General features: G+C 69.7%; 20 protein-coding genes. 7 read left to right on the top strand and 13 right to left on the bottom strand.

Annotation, left to right across the window (positions count from 1 at the left end; all coding sequences use genetic code 11):
• Positions 1–63: 63 nt before the first annotated feature.
• Entirely contained in the window at positions 64–570 is a 507-nt protein-coding gene (gene rpsI / locus AB0I04_RS35080) for a 30S ribosomal protein S9 (protein ID WP_360894483.1), read from the bottom strand.
• Positions 571–602: 32 nt separating this feature from the next.
• Entirely contained in the window at positions 603–1,046 is a 444-nt protein-coding gene (rplM, locus tag AB0I04_RS35075; RefSeq protein WP_360894480.1) for a 50S ribosomal protein L13, read from the bottom strand.
• A gap of 212 nt (positions 1,047–1,258) precedes the next feature.
• Between rplM and AB0I04_RS35070 the strand changes: the two genes are divergently transcribed.
• From AB0I04_RS35070 to AB0I04_RS35060, 3 genes are all read left to right on the top strand, one after another.
• Positions 1,259–2,056 (top strand): CAP domain-containing protein, encoded by a 798-nt coding sequence (locus AB0I04_RS35070; protein ID WP_360894478.1) that lies wholly within the window; start codon positions 1,259–1,261, stop codon positions 2,054–2,056.
• Positions 2,057–2,094: 38 nt separating this feature from the next.
• Entirely contained in the window at positions 2,095–3,258 is a 1,164-nt protein-coding gene (locus AB0I04_RS35065) for a hypothetical protein (RefSeq protein ID WP_360894475.1), read from the top strand.
• A gap of 238 nt (positions 3,259–3,496) precedes the next feature.
• Positions 3,497–4,663, top strand: coding sequence for a hypothetical protein (locus AB0I04_RS35060; RefSeq protein WP_360894473.1), 1,167 nt, complete (start codon positions 3,497–3,499; stop codon positions 4,661–4,663).
• Positions 4,664–4,810: 147 nt separating this feature from the next.
• Here the strand turns inward: AB0I04_RS35060 and truA are convergent, their stop codons facing one another.
• The 8 genes from truA to infA all read right to left on the bottom strand — a co-directional run bounded on the left by truA (position 4,811) and on the right by infA (position 9,780).
• A complete protein-coding gene (gene truA / locus AB0I04_RS35055) occupies positions 4,811–5,662 on the bottom strand; it encodes a tRNA pseudouridine(38-40) synthase TruA (RefSeq protein WP_360894470.1) in 852 nt (283 codons plus the stop codon).
• 253 nt (positions 5,663–5,915) lie between these two features.
• Complete coding sequence (gene rplQ, locus AB0I04_RS35050) at positions 5,916–6,422, bottom strand: 50S ribosomal protein L17 (RefSeq protein WP_360894467.1); 507 nt, start codon at positions 6,420–6,422, stop codon at positions 5,916–5,918.
• Between the two features lie 131 nt (positions 6,423–6,553).
• Positions 6,554–7,567, bottom strand: a complete 1,014-nt coding sequence (locus AB0I04_RS35045; protein ID WP_252840846.1) for a DNA-directed RNA polymerase subunit alpha — start codon at positions 7,565–7,567, stop codon at positions 6,554–6,556.
• Between the two features lie 94 nt (positions 7,568–7,661).
• The gene (gene rpsD, locus AB0I04_RS35040; RefSeq protein WP_360894464.1) at positions 7,662–8,291 is read right to left on the bottom strand and encodes a 30S ribosomal protein S4; all 630 of its coding nucleotides are present in this window, start codon (positions 8,289–8,291) and stop codon (positions 7,662–7,664) included.
• 17 nt (positions 8,292–8,308) lie between these two features.
• A complete protein-coding gene (gene rpsK, locus AB0I04_RS35035) occupies positions 8,309–8,710 on the bottom strand; it encodes a 30S ribosomal protein S11 (RefSeq protein WP_345352785.1) in 402 nt (133 codons plus the stop codon).
• 61 nt (positions 8,711–8,771) lie between these two features.
• Positions 8,772–9,152, bottom strand: coding sequence for a 30S ribosomal protein S13 (gene rpsM / locus AB0I04_RS35030; RefSeq protein WP_252780566.1), 381 nt, complete (start codon positions 9,150–9,152; stop codon positions 8,772–8,774).
• A 172-nt stretch (positions 9,153–9,324) separates the two neighbouring features.
• On the bottom strand, positions 9,325–9,438 hold the full coding sequence (rpmJ, locus tag AB0I04_RS35025) for a 50S ribosomal protein L36 (protein WP_252780562.1): 114 nt from the start codon (positions 9,436–9,438) through the stop codon (positions 9,325–9,327).
• A gap of 120 nt (positions 9,439–9,558) precedes the next feature.
• Complete coding sequence (infA, locus tag AB0I04_RS35020) at positions 9,559–9,780, bottom strand: translation initiation factor IF-1 (RefSeq protein ID WP_067912209.1); 222 nt, start codon at positions 9,778–9,780, stop codon at positions 9,559–9,561.
• Between the two features lie 300 nt (positions 9,781–10,080).
• Here infA and AB0I04_RS35015 point away from each other — a divergent pair, with 300 nt between their 5' ends.
• From AB0I04_RS35015 to AB0I04_RS35000, 4 genes are all read left to right on the top strand, one after another.
• Entirely contained in the window at positions 10,081–10,473 is a 393-nt protein-coding gene (locus tag AB0I04_RS35015) for a GntR family transcriptional regulator (protein ID WP_360894460.1), read from the top strand.
• A complete protein-coding gene (locus tag AB0I04_RS35010) occupies positions 10,470–11,339 on the top strand; it encodes an ABC transporter ATP-binding protein (protein ID WP_360894457.1) in 870 nt (289 codons plus the stop codon). Before AB0I04_RS35015 ends, AB0I04_RS35010 begins: the two co-directional genes overlap by 4 nt.
• Positions 11,336–12,319 (top strand): ABC transporter permease subunit, encoded by a 984-nt coding sequence (locus tag AB0I04_RS35005; RefSeq protein WP_360894454.1) that lies wholly within the window; start codon positions 11,336–11,338, stop codon positions 12,317–12,319. The genes AB0I04_RS35010 and AB0I04_RS35005 overlap by 4 nt, the downstream gene beginning before the upstream one ends.
• A gap of 61 nt (positions 12,320–12,380) precedes the next feature.
• Positions 12,381–13,700 carry a S53 family peptidase gene (locus tag AB0I04_RS35000; protein ID WP_360894452.1) on the top strand — a complete coding sequence of 440 codons (1,320 nt, stop codon included), beginning with the start codon at positions 12,381–12,383 and terminating at the stop codon, positions 13,698–13,700.
• A gap of 75 nt (positions 13,701–13,775) precedes the next feature.
• Here AB0I04_RS35000 and AB0I04_RS34995 read toward each other — a convergent pair whose 3' ends face one another.
• The 3 genes from AB0I04_RS34995 to AB0I04_RS34985 all read right to left on the bottom strand — a co-directional run bounded on the left by AB0I04_RS34995 (position 13,776) and on the right by AB0I04_RS34985 (position 16,049).
• The gene (locus AB0I04_RS34995; RefSeq protein ID WP_360894450.1) at positions 13,776–14,603 is read right to left on the bottom strand and encodes a helix-turn-helix domain-containing protein; all 828 of its coding nucleotides are present in this window, start codon (positions 14,601–14,603) and stop codon (positions 13,776–13,778) included.
• A 36-nt stretch (positions 14,604–14,639) separates the two neighbouring features.
• Entirely contained in the window at positions 14,640–15,449 is an 810-nt protein-coding gene (locus AB0I04_RS34990; protein ID WP_360894447.1) for an alpha/beta fold hydrolase, read from the bottom strand.
• Between the two features lie 162 nt (positions 15,450–15,611).
• The gene (locus AB0I04_RS34985) at positions 15,612–16,049 is read right to left on the bottom strand and encodes a DUF1707 domain-containing protein (RefSeq protein WP_360894445.1); all 438 of its coding nucleotides are present in this window, start codon (positions 16,047–16,049) and stop codon (positions 15,612–15,614) included.
• Between the last annotated feature and the right edge of the window lie 154 nt (positions 16,050–16,203).

Below are 16,203 nucleotides of genomic sequence, written 5' to 3'. Positions count from 1 at the left end.
GATCCTGTCCGCCGACCCGGGCCGCCACACGGGCGGAACGGTCGGAGCGGCGGACAGGCAGGATCAACGCTTGCTGTACTGCGGAGCCTTACGGGCCTTCTTGAGGCCGTACTTCTTCCGCTCCTTCGCCCGCGCGTCACGGGTGAGGAAGCCGGCCTTCTTCAGGGCCGGGCGGTTGTCGGGGTCGACCAGCTGCAGGGCGCGGGCGATGCCCAGCCGCAGCGCACCGGCCTGGCCGGTGACGCCGCCGCCGCCCACGCGGGCGATGACGTCGAACTGGTCCTCAAGGCCGAGGGTCACGAACGGCTCGTTCACGACCTGCTGGTGGACCTTGTTGGGGAAGTACGTGTCCAGGGAGCGGCCGTTGATCGTCCACTTGCCGGAGCCCGGGACGATGCGGACGCGCGCGATGGCCTCCTTGCGGCGGCCGGTGCCGGCGGCCGGGCCGGTCAGCACCGGGCGAGGAGCGTCTTCAACGACGACCTCCGCGGACTCGGAGGTGTAGTCCCCCACGTACTCTTCGAACTCGGCGCCCTCAATGGGCGTCTCGACACCGGTGGGCTCGGCCACGGTACTCCTCAGATCTCTTTCGATGCCGCGCGTTACTGCGCGATCTGCTTGATGTCGTAGGGAACCGGCTGCTGCGCCTGGTGCGGGTGGTTCGGGCCGGCGTAGACCTTCACCTTGCTGGCCATCTTGCGGCCCAGCGTGTTCTTGGGAAGCATGCCCTTGATCGCCTTTTCCACGGCGCGCTCGGGGTTCTTCTTCATCAGGTCGGCGTAGGCCATGGAGCGCAGACCGCCGGGGTAGCCGGAGTGGCGGTAGGCCTTCTTCTGCTCGAGCTTCTTGCCCGACAGCGCCACCTTGTCGGCGTTGATGATGATGACGAAGTCACCCGTGTCGAGGTGTGGGGCGTAGATCGGCTTGTGCTTACCCCGAAGCAGCGTCGCGACCTGACTGGCCAGCCTACCCAGCACGACATCGGTCGCATCGATGACGTGCCACTGACGCTGGACGTCAGCAGGCTTAGGGGTGTAGGTGCGCACGGTCGTAAGCCTTCGTTTCGTGTCTGACAACAGAGACTGGGTCCGCCGGACGGTCTGTGCCGCCGCAGGCCCGGTGGGTCGAGCGACCCGATCACGGGCACGCTGACGCACACAACGAACTAGCAGAATACCGGCCCACGCGCCAGCGAGCAAAGTGAGCGCCGCGAGCCGCCCTTCCGTCGTCAGACGCGACGATCGTACGGCTGTCCCTCTTGGACACCATATACCTGGGAGTATCCAAGAACGTCGCACTTGGCGTGCTTCGCGGGCATATAGTGCTGGTCCTCCGCTCCCCCCAGGAGGCTCCCCTGTCCGCGAAGCGCGTGAAACGCCGCGTCCAGGCATTCGTGTTGCTGGCGATCGCGGTCTTCGTCTCCGGCGGCTTCGCCGCCCGTTCACTCTGGAACGCCGCGCAGCGGCACTCTCCGTCGCCGATCACCAGCCCCGCCCGCGACCTCGTCGTCCCCAGCCCCCAGGGCGCGGCGGTCCACCCTTCCACCCCCAGCGCGCGCCCGTCCGCGACGCCCCACCGGTCCAAGAGCCCGGCCAAGAAGCGGAAGTCGCCCTCGCACAGCGCCACCCGGTCGACCAAGACCGCCACCGCCCCAACGACCGGGGGGACGACGGCCGCCGCCCGGGCGGAGAGCGAGGCCGTCCGCCTCACCAACGTCCAGCGCGCCCAGCACGGCTGCACGGCCCTGCGGGTGGACACACGGCTGCGGACCGCGGCCCGGCTGCACTCGGCGGACATGCGTGACCGAAATTACTTCGACCACAACTCGCAGGACGGGCGGAGCCCCTGGGACCGCATCAAGGCGGCCGGTTACACGACCCCCGGCGCGGAGAACATCGCGAAGGGCTACCCGACTGCGGCGGCCGTTATACAAGGGTGGATGAACAGTCCGGGGCACCGGGAGAACATCCTTAACTGCAAGCTCAAGGCCGTCGGAATCGGCGTCGCGTACGGTTCGGGCGGCCCTTGGTGGACGCAGGACTTCGGCTATCAGTGATCGCCTGATCACGCATTCGACCAGGTAGGGTCGCTTTCATGGCTTTTCCGGGTGATAAACAGCAACCCGGCGGCTGGGGCCCCCCGCAGCCGCCGCAGTCGCAGTACGGCCCGGCCGAGGACCAGGCCACCGGCAGCGGCTCTCTATTCGATCGCCCGTACGGCACCGACGCTCGCCAGGACGAGGAGCCCGCGAACCGATACGGCAGCCCACCCTCGTACGACCAGGCTTCTCCCTACGGCACTCAGCAGCCGAGCGGGGCTTCTCCCTACGGCGCTCAGCAGCCGAGCGGCTCCGACCAGGAGACACGGTTCTACGGCCAGGAGGCCGGTGGCTCCGCGGAAGGCCCGTACGGGGGCGGAGCGGGCGGCTACGGGCCTCCTGGAGACCCGGGCCGGTACGGCGACGGCCCGGGCGGGTACGGCGAGGAGGCGGCGCCCTTCGCCCCTGGCGGCGAGGAACGGTCCGGCTCCGGAAAGAAGCCCCTGATCATCGGTGCGGCCGTCGTCGCCGGCGTCGTGGTCCTCGGCGGTGGAGCGGCCCTGGCGCTGTCCGGCGGCGGTGACGGCAAGCCGAAGCCGGCGGCGAGCACCAAGGCGGCCGCCGCCCCGAAACAGTCGCCGACGGCGAACCCGACGCCCACGCCGACCGAGACCGGAAAGGGCGAGCGGCTCGCGAGCCGGGCGACCGACCCGGAGCCGCTGACGCTGAACGAGGTCTTCAAGAACAAGAAGTTCAAGGCGGGCGGCCGCAGCTACGTGCTGACGACGCGCCGCGCGGACCCCAAGTGCACGACGGCCGTGCACGGCACGACCTTCACCAAGGCCATCAAGCGGGCGGGCTGCACCCAGGTGCTGCGGGCGACGTTCAGCAATGGCAAGTTCATCGGCACCATCGGCGTGCTCAACCTCAAGACGGACAGCGTGGCCAGTGCCGCGCAGAAGGCGTCCCGCCCGAAGGACGCGTACATTCTGCCGCTGCCGGGTGCGGGCAGCACCAGCAAGATCGGTAAGGGCCTGTCGCTCACGACCGCCGATCCCGAGGGCCATTATCTGATCATGAGCTGGGTGCAGTACCCGAACGGAAAGAAGATCGCCACGAGCGATTACTCCGGCGTCACCGCGTTTGTACAGAATGCGACAGTAGGTAGCAATCTGCGACCAGCCCTGAACTATCGGTCAATGGTCGGCAAACCGGCATAATGAACGCCATTCGCTAATAATCTAGTGACCCATGTCTGGCCGTGACGAGACTTTCGTACCGTCCGAAAAGGAAGGGCCGGAGCCTCCGCCGCCGTATCCGCCGCCCCCGGCACCGCCGGGGCCCGGCGGCGGCGACCCCCTGACCGAGGCCCCCCTCGTCACACCCCAGACCGCCGATGCGCCGCCGGGCGACCCGGCCCCTCCCGGACCGCCCCCGACGCCCGACGTCGAGGAGAGCATGACCGCGCCACCCCCGCGCCCCGGGCATTTCCCTCCCGATCCGGACGCAAACGCAACCGTGTCGTTCGCGACCCCGTACGGCTCCGCTCCGACGCCGTCCGGCCCGGCCGCCGGGGCGGCGTCCCCGTTCGCGGACATGGCCGCTGACGCGGCCGAGAAGACCGTGACGGACGTGCTGGAGCCGGAGCCGAGCAGGTCGGTGGCGCGCCGCGAGGGCGAACCGCCGCTGTCCGCGGCGGAGAGCACCACGCCGCCGCTCACCCCCGACGCGATCCTCCCGCCGGGGACGGTCCCGGACGAGGCGGCGGAGCCGGAGCCCGAGCCCGAGATGGACGCCACCCGGCCGACACCTCAGATCGGCTCCGGAGAGCCCGGCGGGCCGCGCGGACCTCGCTGGCCCGGCCGGTCAGGGCGGGGCGGGGCCGGTGTGCCCGGGGCGGTCCTCATCGGCGGCGGCGCCTTGGCGGCGCTGCTGCTCGGGGGCAGCGGTGTCCTCGCCTACACGACGATGTCCGACGACGCGCCGAAGAAGCACACTGCCCCGCCGACGCATGCCACGCAGCCGACGCCGACGCCTGTCGTGACCTCTCCGACACCCGCCAAGACGTCCGAGAAACCCAAGCCGAAGCCCAAGCCGACGCCCATCGACATCAGGGACGAGAAGAAGGATCCGACGCCCCTGGGCGTCAACGAGGTCTTCCCCAACACCAAGATCCAGGTGGCCGGGCATACCTTCGTCCTGATGAAGACCGTGCCCAACGACCACTGCGACCTGGCCGCCAACGGAGCGTTCAGCGACGAGCTGACCCGCCAGCACTGCCGCAGGGTCGTCCGGGCGACCTTCGTCTCCGACGACAAGAAGATCGCCGTGACCACCGGCATCGCGGCGATGCCGACGGACGCCGCCGCATATTCCGCGATGAAGTCCCAGGACACGGCGCACTACGAGTGGTTCCGCGGCATGAAGGCGACCGACGCCCCCAAGATCGACCAGGGTGGCGGATACCCGGTGAGCGTGGTGCGCGGCCGGTACATCATCTACGCGTACGCCATGTACGCCGACGCGCACAAGCCGAAGCCGGACGACAAGACCCTCAAGGACGTCAGCACCGGCTTCCGCGACACGACGATCAAGCCGATCGAGGCTCGCCAGAAGGGCGACTGAGCGGGACGGGTCGGCGGCGCGCGCCGGCCCGGAACGACCGACGGCTCACTCAGTTCGAGTACACCGGCTCCGCCATCGCCCGACCATCATCACGACGACGCTGGGTGTGCACACGTGGTGCACGCCCGGCGTCGTCATTCGTCCGTGTCAGCCGGCCTGGCGCTCCTCCGCCGGTGTCACGCCGAGGACGCGTACCCGGCGGGTCTCCTGGGCCCGGCTGGCCAGCAGCCCGGCCTCCGGGTAGGTGACCTCCTCCAGCGACAGGCCGTGCGGCGGGAGCACCTGGACCGCCGAGTCGCGGGTGCCCGCGGCCAGCACCGCCGCCGGCCACTCGACCGGCCTACGACGGTCCCCGACCGCCAGCAGCGCGCCGACGATGGCCCGGACCATGGAGTGGCAGAACGCGTCGGCGACGACGGTCGCGACGGCGACGTCGGCCGACTCGCGCTCCCAGTCGTAGCGCACCAACCGCCGGATCGTCGTCGCGCCCTCGCGCCTGCGGCAGTACGCGGCGAAGTCGTTCTCGCCCAGCAGCAGCGCGCTCGCGGCGTTCATCCGGTCCAGGTCGAGGGGGCGCGGGTGCCAGAGCACCTCATGACGCCGCAGCGGATCGACGCCGACCGGGTTGTCGCAGACACGGTAGGCGTACCGGCGCGACAGCGCGGAGAACCGCGCGTCAAAGCCCTCCGGCGCCTGCTCGATGCGCCAGATCCGGACGTCGGGCGGGAGAACGCCCGCCATGCGCCGCGGCAGCGTGCCGTTGATCTGGGCGTAGGCGGCGACCGGGACGACGACGTGCGCCACCTGGCCGCGCGCGTGGACCCCGGCGTCCGTACGGCCCGCGACCGTCAGCACCGGCGGCGGGTCGAGCCGCAGCACCCGCCCCAGGGCGTCCTCGATGACGCCCTGCACGGTCCGTCGTCCGGGCTGACGCGCCCAGCCGGCGAAGCCCGCCCCGTCGTAGGCGAGGTCGAGCCGGAGACGTACCAGAGCGGTCATCGGGATCGCGGCGTCCGGCCTTCGGTCAAGCACCGAACCGGGAACGCCGCCGCCCCCCTTCTGTTACCGTGAGCGAGCCGAGGAGGCCATTGAGCCGCGGCCATCCGCGCGAGGCGGAGCGGTCCACCGGCTTCCCCTTCATGAATGGTCGAGCCTCCCGCCGCCGGCGGAAGAGCAGGTCGAAGCACAAGTCTTTCAAACAACGAGCCCGCCGTCCCGTAGGGGCACGGCGGGCGTCGTCGTAAACGTCGGGCTACTTCTTCTCGTCAGGCTCGGTCTCGTCCGCCGGAGCCTCTTCGGCCGGAGCCTCGGCCGCCGGGGTCTCCTCGGCCTCCTCGGCGGCGGGCGCCGGGGCCTCCGTGGCCGGAGCGGCCGTCGTCCGGGTCGTCACCGCGGACGGCGCGGCCTCCTCCACCAGCTCGATCAGCGCCATCGGGGCGTTGTCGCCCTTGCGCGGGCCGAGCTTGGTGATCCGGGTGTAACCGCCGGGGCGGTTCTCGAACCGCGGGCCGATCTCGGTGAAGAGCGTGTGGACGACGCCCTTGTCCTTCACGACGGTGAGAACCTGACGCCGCGCTGCGAGGTCACCGCGCTTCGCCTTGGTGATCAGCTTCTCCGCCAGCGGACGCAGCCGCCGGGCCTTGGCCTCGGTCGTCGTGATGCGGCCGTGCTCGAACAGGGCCGTGGCGAGGTTCGCCAGGATCAGCCGCTGGTGCGACGGGCTGCCACCGAGACGAGGGCCCTTGGTGGGCGTGGGCATGAATCCCTCTCCTTGTTTCAACCCGCACCGGCCGTACGAGGTACCGGTGTCGGTCCGGCGAGGCCGTACGCCTCGCCGAGTGTCGGTGACCGCGGAGCGGCCCCCGGAGGAGCCGCCCGCGACCGAAATGACTAGTACTGCTCGGTCTCCGCGTAGCTCTGGTCCTCGTCGCCGTAGGCGTCCGCCGCCGCGGTCGGGTCGAACCCGGGCGGGGAGTCCTTGAGCGTGAGGCCCATGTCGTTGAGCTTCTGCTTGACCTCTTCGATCGACTTGGCACCGAAGTTGCGGATGTCGAGGAGGTCCTGCTCGCTGCGGGCCACGAGCTCACCCACGGTGTGGATGCCCTCGCGCTTGAGGCAGTTGTAGGACCGAACCGTGAGGTTGAGCTCCTCGATCGGCAGCGCCAGGTCCGCCGCGAGCGCGGCGTCCGTCGGGGACGGGCCCATGTCGATGCCCTCGGCCTCGACGTTGAGCTCCCGGGCCAGGCCGAACAACTCGACCAGGGTCTTGCCGGCGCTCGCCACCGCGTCGCGCGGCAGCATCGCGGGCTTGGTCTCGACGTCGACGATCAGCCGGTCGAAGTCGGTGCGCTGCTCGACACGCGTCGCCTCGACCTTGTAGGTGACCTTCAGCACCGGGGAGTAGATCGAGTCGATCGGAACCCGGCCGATCTCCTGACCCGGCTGCTTGTTCTGGGCGGCGGAGACGTAGCCACGGCCACGCTCCACGGTGAGCTCCATCTCCAGCTTCGCCTTGTTGTTCAGCGTGGCGATGTGAAGCTCGGGGTTGTGCACCTCGACACCGGCCGGCGGCGCGATGTCGGCGGCGGTGACCTCACCGGGGCCCTGCTTGCGGAGGTACATCACGACCGGCTCGTCGTGCTCGGAGGAGACGACGAGCTCCTTGAGGTTCAGGATGATGTCGGTGACATCCTCCTTGACCCCCGGGATCGTGGAGAACTCGTGAAGGACGCCCTCGATCCGGATGCTGGTGACTGCGGCACCCGGGATGGAGGACAGGAGCGTACGGCGGAGCGAGTTGCCGATGGTGTAGCCGAAGCCCGGCTCCAGCGGCTCGATCGTGAACCGCGACCGGAACTCGTCGACCTGCTCCTCGGTGAGGGTCGGTCGCTGTGCGATGAGCATTTCTTACTTCCTTCCCGCGGCGCCCGCTATATGACTGCCGCGATCTCGCACTGCGGGGCGCACGCCAGGGGGCGTGCGCCCGCACGAGTGGACGTCAGCGCTTGGCGTACCACTCGACGATGAGCTGCTCCTGGACCGGCGCGTCGATGTGCTGCCGGACCGGCATGGAGTGCACGAGGATGCGCATCCGGTCGGGGACGACCTCGAGCCAGGCCGGGACCTGACGCTCGCCGACCTCGGCCCGGGCCACCACGAACGGGGTGTCCTCGAGGGACTTCTGGCGCACCTCGATGATGTCGCGCTCGCTCACGCGGAACGACGGGATGTCGACCTTCCGGCCGTTGACCGTGAAGTGGCCGTGCTTGACCAGCTGACGGGCCATGTCGCGGCTCTTGGCGAAGCCCGCGCGGTAGACCACGTTGTCGAGGCGGCGCTCGAGCAGGCTCAGCAGGTTGTCACCCGTCTTGCCCGTCCGGCGGTTCGCCTCCTTGTAGTAGTTGACGAACTGGGCCTCGAGGACGCCGTAGATGCGACGGGCCTTCTGCTTCTCCCGGAGCTGGAGCATGTGCTCGCTCTCCTTGGGACGGCCACGACCGTGCTCACCCGGCGGGTACGGCCGGATCTCGATCGGGCACTTCGGGCCCTCGCACTTGCTGCCCTTGAGGAACAGCTTCATCTTCTCGCGGCGGCACAGCTTGCAGTCGGCGCCGGTGTATCGAGCCATCTCTCTTCTTCCCTAACTCAGACGCGGCGGCGCTTCGGCGGACGGCAGCCGTTATGCGGCACCGGGGTGACGTCCTGGATGGAACCGACCTCGAGGCCGGTCGCCTGCAGCGACCGGATCGCGGTCTCGCGGCCCGAGCCCGGGCCCTTCACGAAGACGTCGACCTTGCGCATGCCGTGCTCCATGGCGCGGCGCGCGGCGGCCTCGGCCGCCATCTGAGCGGCGAACGGCGTCGACTTACGCGAGCCCTTGAAGCCCACGTGACCGGCGCTGGCCCATGCGATCACGGCGCCCACGGGGTCCGTGATCGTGACGATCGTGTTGTTGAACGTGCTCTTGATGTGGGCGTGCCCGTGAGCGACGTTCTTCTTTTCCTTCCGGCGCACCTTCTTGGCGCCGGGGCGGCTCTTTGGCGGCATCTGCTCTCAAGTCTCCTGGAGGTCGTCGATCCGTCGGCCCCGGACGAGGGGCCGAGGACTACTACTTCTTGCCGGCCTTCTTCTTGCCGGCGACCGTCTTCTTCTTGCCCTTGCGCGTACGCGCGTTGGTCTGCGTCCGCTGACCGTGCACCGGCAGGCCACGACGGTGCCGGATGCCCTGGTAACAGCCGATCTCGATCTTGCGACGGATGTCGGCCTGGATCTCGCGGCGCAGGTCGCCCTCGATCCGGTAGTTGGCCTCGATCCAGTCACGGAGCTGGATCAGCTCATCGTCACCGAGCTCGTGGACCCGACGGTCACCGCTGATGCCGGTTTCCTTCAGCGTCTCGAGCGCACGCGTGCGGCCGATGCCGAAGATGTAGGTGAGAGCGACCTCGAGGCGCTTGTCGCGCGGGAGGTCGACGCCGAGGAGGCGTGCCATCTCGGGCAGTTCCCTTCTGTTTCACGGAGGTCTGCGCACCGCACCCCCACCCCTGCCCGGGTGAGGCCCCGGCCTCCGACCGGGGGTTGCTCCTTACGGAGCCGCGGAACGTCGGAATATGTACGGCCGCGCCATGTCACGTCGTGTGGATGGCGCGGCGGTGCCTCTGTCGTCAGCCCTGACGCTGCTTGTGGCGCGGGTCATCGCAGATGACCATGACCCGGCCGTGCCGACGGATGATGCGGCACTTGCTGCAGATCTTCTTGACGCTCGGCTTGACCTTCACTGGGTCTCCTCTTGCAGGGTCACCCCCGCGCTGCCGAGTCCGTCGGCGAGCCACGACGGCATCACTGCCGAAGCCGCTCACCAACCGACTATACGCGGGGAAGGCAACCCCAGTGGGTGGTTACTTGTAGCGGTAGACGATCCGACCGCGCGTGAGGTCGTAGGGGCTCAGCTCCACGACGACGCGGTCATCGGGCAGGATACGGATGTAGTGCATCCGCATCTTTCCGCTGATGTGGGCGAGCACCTTGTGCCCGTTGTCGAGCTCCACCCGGAACATGGCGTTCGGGAGCGACTCGACGACGGTGCCTTCGATCTCGATGGCCCCTTCTTTTTTGGGCATGTCCTCCGCGCTTCACTGATCGGTTCGTCAGGAGAACGGCCTCCGTGGAGCACCCGGCACGCAGCATAGGCGTGCGGGCATGAGCCAACACGGGACCGACAAAAGAGTGTACGTCACACGCCCACGGAATACGAAATCCGCGTCCGGACTCCGTGTCGGAGGCGTCACTCCCTCTCCCCCAACTCACGGAGGGGCCGCTTCATTCCGCCCCGCACCAACCGACCCTCTCGCACCTCGCCTTGACGCCACCCCGGAACGATCACTACCGTTCTACTAACATCATAGAAGAAGGGATGAAGGATGTTCCAGTTCCGATTGGACGGATCCAGCGGCGTCCCGCCCTACCTGCAGATCGTCCACCAGGTGCGCCAGGCCCTGTTGCTGGGTTACCTGCGGACCGGGGATCAGCTGCCGACGGTGAAGGAGGTGGTCGCCGCCTTGGCGATCAATCCGAACACGGTGGTGAAGGCCTACCGCCAGCTGGAGAACGAAGGGACGGTGACCGCCCGGCCGGGGCAGGGCACCTTCATCACCGCCTCCATCGAGCCGGTGGCCCCAGGGCCGTACGCCCGGTTGCGGCGCTCGCTCGAGCAGTGGGTTCGCGACGCCTATGCCGCCGGGCTGGACGACGAGACGGTCACGGCCATGTTCGCCACCATCCGCAACGAGCTGCGGGCCGAGGGGGTGGCATGAGCCCGGCGCTGGAGACCAAGGGGCTGGGCATGCGGTACGGCAGGACGTGGGCGTTGCGTGACTGCTCCGTACGGCTGCCCGCCGGGTCGGTGATCGCCTTGGTCGGCCCGAACGGCGCCGGCAAGACCACCCTCCTGCAGCTGGTCACCGGCCTGCTGCGCCCGACCGAGGGCACCGTCGAGGTCTTCGGCCAGGACGCCCGCGCCGGCTCGGCCGAGGCGCTGGCCCGCGTCGGCTTCGTCGCCCAGGAACACCCGCTCTATCCGGCCTTCTCGGTCGCCGACCTGCTGCGGATGGGCCGTTCGCTCAACCTGCGCTGGGACCAGCCGCTGGCCGAACGGCGGCTGGAGGAGCTCGGGATCCCCCTGGCCAAGCGCGCCGGAGCACTGTCCGGCGGCCAGCAGGCCCAGGTCGCGCTGGCGCTGGCCCTGGCCAAGCGGCCCGCACTGCTCGTACTGGACGAGCCGCTGGCCAGCCTCGATCCGATCGCGCGGCGCGACTTCATGCGCACCGTGATGGCGGCCGTCGCCGAAGACGAGATCACCGTCCTGCTGTCCTCGCATGTGATCGCCGACCTGGAGCCGGTCTGTGACTGGCTGGTGGTCCTCAAGGACGGCCGGCTCCAGCTCGCCGGTGAGATCGAGGACGTACTGGCCGGCCACCGGATGCTCACCGGGCCACGCACCGACGACGAGCCGCCGGTTCCCGGGCTCGTACGGGTCACGCACAGCGACCGCCACACCGATCTGCTGGTCCGCACCGGGACCAACGGGCCCGAACTGCACCCGACCTGGCGATCTCACCCGGTCGGGCTGGAAGAGCTCATCCTCGCCTACCTCGAGCAACCGACGGAGATCGCCCGATGATCTGGCTCACCTGGCGGCAGCACCGCGCCCAGGCGCTCGCCGGCCTGGTGCTGATCGGCCTGGCCGCCCTGCTCTTCCTGCCGTACGGCCACGCGATCCGCAGCTCCTACACACAGCACGGCATCGGTCCCTGCCTCCTCCAGGACACCGGCGGCGACCACTGCCAGTCGGCAATGAACGCGTTCATGGACCAGTTCAACGACATCGCCAATCACCTGTCGACCTGGTTCAGCCCGCTACCGGGCCTGATCGGCGCGATCGTCGGCGCGAGCGTCCTCGCCCGTGAGTACGAGCACGGCACCTGGCGCCTGGCCTGGACCCAGGCCGTCCCCAGGATCCGCTGGCTGACAGTCAAGATCCTCCTGGTCGGCGCGGGGATCGTCGCGGTGACCGCTGCCCTCAGTGCCGTCTTCACCTGGTTCCGCAGCCCGGTCGACCAGGTTTCCGGCAGGTTCGCCCCAGGCGCGTTCGACCTCGAAGGGCTGTCCCTCACCGGGTACACCCTCTTCGCGTTCGCCGTCGGCGTCCTGGCCGGGCTGCTCCTGCGCCGCACCGTACCCGCGATCGTCGCGGCATTCGCGGCCTTCATGGCAGTACGTCTTCCGGTGGAATTCTGGCTGCGGCAGCGCTACCAGACCCCGATCACCCAGGTCCTACCTCCAACGGTCAACCGCACCATGGGCCCGCGTGCCATCCCGACCTCGCCCGGAACCCCGCGCTGGGTGCTCGGCCAAGACCTGGTCGACAAGACCGGCCACCCGATCTCTGCCGCCTTGGAGAACAAAATCTCCCAGCGACCCTTCCATGGCTCGGCCGAGGGCGACGCCTACCTACGCGGGCTCGGATTGCATCTCAGGGTCGTCTACCAGCCCGCGAGCCGGTTCTGGACCTTCCAGATCATCGAGGCCGCACTGTTCATCGGCCTCGCCGCCGTACTCCTCTGCGTCTCGGTCCGGCTGCTGAGCCGCCGCAGCGCCTGACGCCCGAAACCCACCCCTTGAGCACCACGAGCTCTATCGGCATGCCCTGGCAAGGAGAAAGATGATCGTCCGAATCGGCGTCCGTCCGGACGTCTCACCGCATCCGCGGACACGGATCGCGACGGGCCTCGCCGCGGCGGTGCTGCTCACCGCCGCGGCCGGGCGCGGATCCGCGGGCGCCGCCCGACCCGTATCAGCCAGTCCACCCGACGGTGTGGCGACGGCCTGCGATTCCCTGACCACCTGCTATACGCCCCACCGGCTCCGGGTGGCGTACGGCATCCAGCCACTGCTGGACCGCGGGATCGACGGCCGCGGCAAGACCATCGTGGTCCCCGCACTCGCCGCCGAGCAACTGGCTCCGCCGAAGGTCAGCGACATCCGCCAGGACATGAAGACGTTCGACGACCTGTTCGGCCTGCCCGCCGTGCGGCTCAAGGTCGACGCCACCCTCGCCGGGAAGGTCTCGCCCTGGCCGGCCACCGCGGAGGAAGTGCAAGACGTCCAGATCCTGCACGCGGTCGCGCCCGCCGCGACGATCCGCGTGGTGTTGGTCAAGCCGACGGCCCTGAGCAGCCCCGCCAGTGCCATGGCCGCGCTGACCGGTGCCCTGCGGCGCGGCCTCGCTCAAGGTGACGTGATCTCGATCAGCGCCGGTTGGGGCGAACACTGCCTCACCCGCGCTCAGGTCACCCGGCAGCACGCCGTCCTGCGGGCGGCGCGGGACCGCCACGTCACGGTCGTCGCCGGCTCAGGCGACACCGGTGCCGTGAGCCGGCCCTGCCCCGGCTCCACACCCCAGGACGCCTGGGACCCGGTCAAGGAGGTCAGCGCACCGGCCTCGGACCCCCTCGTCCTCGCCGCCGGCGGCACGACCCTCACCGCCGACCACGAGACCGGCGCGTACCTCGGCGAGACCACCTGGAGCGTCCCGTCACACTCCCAGGGAACCGGCGGCGGGTTCAGCCACCTCTTCTCCCGGCCCGCCTATCAGAAAGACGTTTCCGCTCCGGCCCGCGCGGTGCCCGACGTGGCCGCCGACGCCGCTCCCAGCACCGGAATGGCGATGGTCATCAGCGAGAGCGACCAGAAGTACACCATCCGCGGAGCCAGCGGCACCAGCGCCAGCACCCCACTCTGGGCGGGGCTGATCGCCCTGGCCGACCAGGCCGCCGGACACGACCTGGGCTTCGTCAACCCGGCCCTCTACCGCATCGGCCGCAGCGCCCGGACGGCCTTCCACGACGTGACCACGGGCGACAACACCGTGACCGTCTCCGACAAGACCATCACCGGCTACCCCGCGGCACCGGGCTACGACCCGGTCACCGGCTGGGGCAGCCCGAACGCGCACGTACTCGTTCCCCTGCTCGCCCGTTAGTTATGATCTTGAACCGCGTCGACTGAACCCAGGGCGATACGCCGTCGGTCACGGTGCCGGCGGCTCTTGACGGGCTCATGAAGTCGGCCACGCGACGTCGTCGATCGCGAGCCACGGTGCGACGGCCACGGCCGTGGGGGTGAGGCCGGCGAACGTCTTGACCTCGCGGTGGAGGTGCGACTGGTCGACGTAGCCGCACTCGGTGGCAACGCCGGCGGCGGCGTGACCCGCCGCGAGAAGGTGGGCGGCGTGGTCGAACCGCACCAGTCGGGCCGCGCGTTTGGGGCTTATGCCGAGCTGGGACCGGAAGCGGGACCACAGTCGCTTTCGGCTCCAGCCGACCTCGTCCGCCAGGCCGTCGACCCGCACTCGTCCCCGGCTGGTGAGCGTCCGCCGCCAGGTGTGGGCGACCTCCGGATCGACCGGTGGGCGGGCGCCCAGCCGACGAGCGAGGATCTCCGCCGCGATCGTGAACCGTTCGTCCCACGAGGCGGCGGCGCGCAGCCTGTCCTCGGCTCGCCCGGCGTCGCGGCCCCAGACGTCCTCGAGGGAAACCACCGTCCCGCTGAGCTCGGTCGATGCGCCGAGCATCACAGCCGCTACGACCGGCTCCAGCCGGATCTGGAGGCACTCGCCGATCCCTCGGCTGACCGCCCGAAGATCGCCGGGGAGGAGCCCGACGACGACGCTGCCGCGCTGGCGCCGACCCTGGGTGTCGTAGACGATGCCTTTCTCGCTCAGGTCGACGAGCAGGGTGACGGATGGGTGCGCGACCATGGCGATGTCCACATGTGCGGGCGCACGATGGCGGAACCCGGCCATGCTGATCCCCGGCAGCCGATCTGACGGGCGCGGGACTGCGACGTCCACCCACGCCCAGTCGAGTGTCCCGGTCGACAGCACGTGACCAGCGTAGGACTCAGGGATCACGAGCGGGTGTCAGTGGTCCGTCGCCGTGAAGCCGAGCAACAGTTCGCTGGTCGTCTCGGATGCCTCGAGTATGGGTAGGTGCCCGACTCCGGACAGCAGCTCGACCCGCGCGCCGGGCACCGCGTCGTACTGGTGCGCCGAAGACGGGTCCCAGCGGGGGTCGGCACTGCCGAAGATCACCAGCACGGGGACCTCAAGGATGGCGAGACGCTCGGGGACGCTCCGCTCGGCGACGTACGCGGAGTTCCGGCGCAGCACCGCCCTGAACGCGCGGTACGTGATCCCCCGTACCCCGGCGACCAAGTCGTCCGGTACGTCCACCGGGCGAGCGGCCGTCACGCTGATCCCCCTGCGGATCACCGCGTCCGAACGCCTCGACCAGAGAATCGGGCCGAAAGGCGGGCCCAACAGAATCCGGAGGAGGAGAGGCTGCGGAAGGAACGCATCGAGACTCGGCCCGGTGCTGATCAGTGCGAGCGACCTCACCAGGTCGGGGCGCTGTTCGGCGAGCGCGGTGGCGGTGTAGCCGCCGCTGGAGTGCCCCGCCACGGCGACGTGACGAAGGCCGAGGTCGTCGAGCAGCGCCGCCACCCGGCCCGCCTGCGCGGGCACGTCGTATGACGGCGCCGGCGGGGACTGACCGCAGCCCGGGAGGTCGACCCGGATCACGTGATGGTGGCCGGCCAGTGCCGGGACCATCGGACCCCAGCACCCGCCCGCGGCCCCCGATCCGTGGATGAGCAACAGCGGCGGCGCCTGGCGCGGGCCGTCGTGGACCACGTGCATCCCACTCGAGTGCGGGGCGTCGTACTCACTCATGCAGGGGATGATGCACGGGCCGCCGACCATCGGTCTTGGACAAATGTCGTCGTGGAGTTGACGCCCGCCGGGCTACGCGCCGGTCGGCGCTCGAGAGCCAGGTCCCCTACTCCTGCCCGACCGCCGCCGGTCATGGCGCCGACGGCTCTTGACGGGCTCGGGTCAGTGGCGTTCTTCGTGGGATCCGAAGAACTGGCCGGCCAGCAGCAGCGCGCCCCAGGGGCCGGCGACCCAGATCCACCAGGGGTACCAGGCGCCCGACGACACGGCGGTCAGCAGCCAGATCACGATGCAGACCAGGTTGATCGAGGCGTACGACGCCCAGCCCGCGCGCATGCCCTTCCGGTACACCGCGCCCGACGGACGGCGCGTCGGCGTCGAGCGGCGGTACGCCGGCACTGGAAGCTCGTACATGTCCTCTTCGGGAAGGTCGCTCGTCACCTTCTGCAGGTCGCCGAGCGTCCGCGCACGGTAGGCGACGTCGAGGCGCTCGTTGAGCTCGTCGACGCCGATACGTCCCTGAGCACAGTGCTCCCGAAGCGCCGCAGCGACCCGATCGCGATCCGCGTCGGAGGCTCGTATCTCAGGATTGAACGCCATTGTTGATCCTCTCCCGAAGCCCCCAAGTTCCCACAATCCAGAGGCTACGCTGCGCCGCGCCCGTTTCCACCGCCACCACGGCTGTCAGCTCCCTCAGGCGCTCCGGGCCGAAGCGTCGGGCCACGGACATCGGGCGTGCCCTACGCGGCGGCTC

This window comes from Actinoallomurus sp. NPDC050550, from assembly GCF_040655075.1.
Classification (GTDB): domain Bacteria; phylum Actinomycetota; class Actinomycetes; order Streptosporangiales; family Streptosporangiaceae; genus Actinoallomurus.
This window is presented reverse-complemented; position numbering and strand designations above follow the sequence as displayed.

Coding starts and splice junctions, on each gene's coding strand:
- AB0I04_RS35065 (WP_360894475.1), top strand. CDS start 2,095: ATGGCTTTTCCGGGTGATAAACAGCAACCCGGCGGCTGGGGCCCCCCG.
- AB0I04_RS35060 (WP_360894473.1), top strand. CDS start 3,497: ATGACCGCGCCACCCCCGCGCCCCGGGCATTTCCCTCCCGATCCGGAC.
- truA (WP_360894470.1), bottom strand. CDS start 5,662: ATGACCGCTCTGGTACGTCTCCGGCTCGACCTCGCCTACGACGGGGCG.
- rplQ (WP_360894467.1), bottom strand. CDS start 6,422: ATGCCCACGCCCACCAAGGGCCCTCGTCTCGGTGGCAGCCCGTCGCAC.
- AB0I04_RS35045 (WP_252840846.1), bottom strand. CDS start 7,567: ATGCTCATCGCACAGCGACCGACCCTCACCGAGGAGCAGGTCGACGAG.
- rpsD (WP_360894464.1), bottom strand. CDS start 8,291: ATGGCTCGATACACCGGCGCCGACTGCAAGCTGTGCCGCCGCGAGAAG.
- rpsK (WP_345352785.1), bottom strand. CDS start 8,710: ATGCCGCCAAAGAGCCGCCCCGGCGCCAAGAAGGTGCGCCGGAAGGAA.
- rpsM (WP_252780566.1), bottom strand. CDS start 9,152: ATGGCACGCCTCCTCGGCGTCGACCTCCCGCGCGACAAGCGCCTCGAG.
- infA (WP_067912209.1), bottom strand. CDS start 9,780: ATGCCCAAAAAAGAAGGGGCCATCGAGATCGAAGGCACCGTCGTCGAG.
- AB0I04_RS35015 (WP_360894460.1), top strand. CDS start 10,081: ATGTTCCAGTTCCGATTGGACGGATCCAGCGGCGTCCCGCCCTACCTG.
- AB0I04_RS35010 (WP_360894457.1), top strand. CDS start 10,470: ATGAGCCCGGCGCTGGAGACCAAGGGGCTGGGCATGCGGTACGGCAGG.
- AB0I04_RS35005 (WP_360894454.1), top strand. CDS start 11,336: ATGATCTGGCTCACCTGGCGGCAGCACCGCGCCCAGGCGCTCGCCGGC.
- AB0I04_RS35000 (WP_360894452.1), top strand. CDS start 12,381: ATGATCGTCCGAATCGGCGTCCGTCCGGACGTCTCACCGCATCCGCGG.
- AB0I04_RS34990 (WP_360894447.1), bottom strand. CDS start 15,449: ATGAGTGAGTACGACGCCCCGCACTCGAGTGGGATGCACGTGGTCCAC.
- AB0I04_RS34985 (WP_360894445.1), bottom strand. CDS start 16,049: ATGGCGTTCAATCCTGAGATACGAGCCTCCGACGCGGATCGCGATCGG.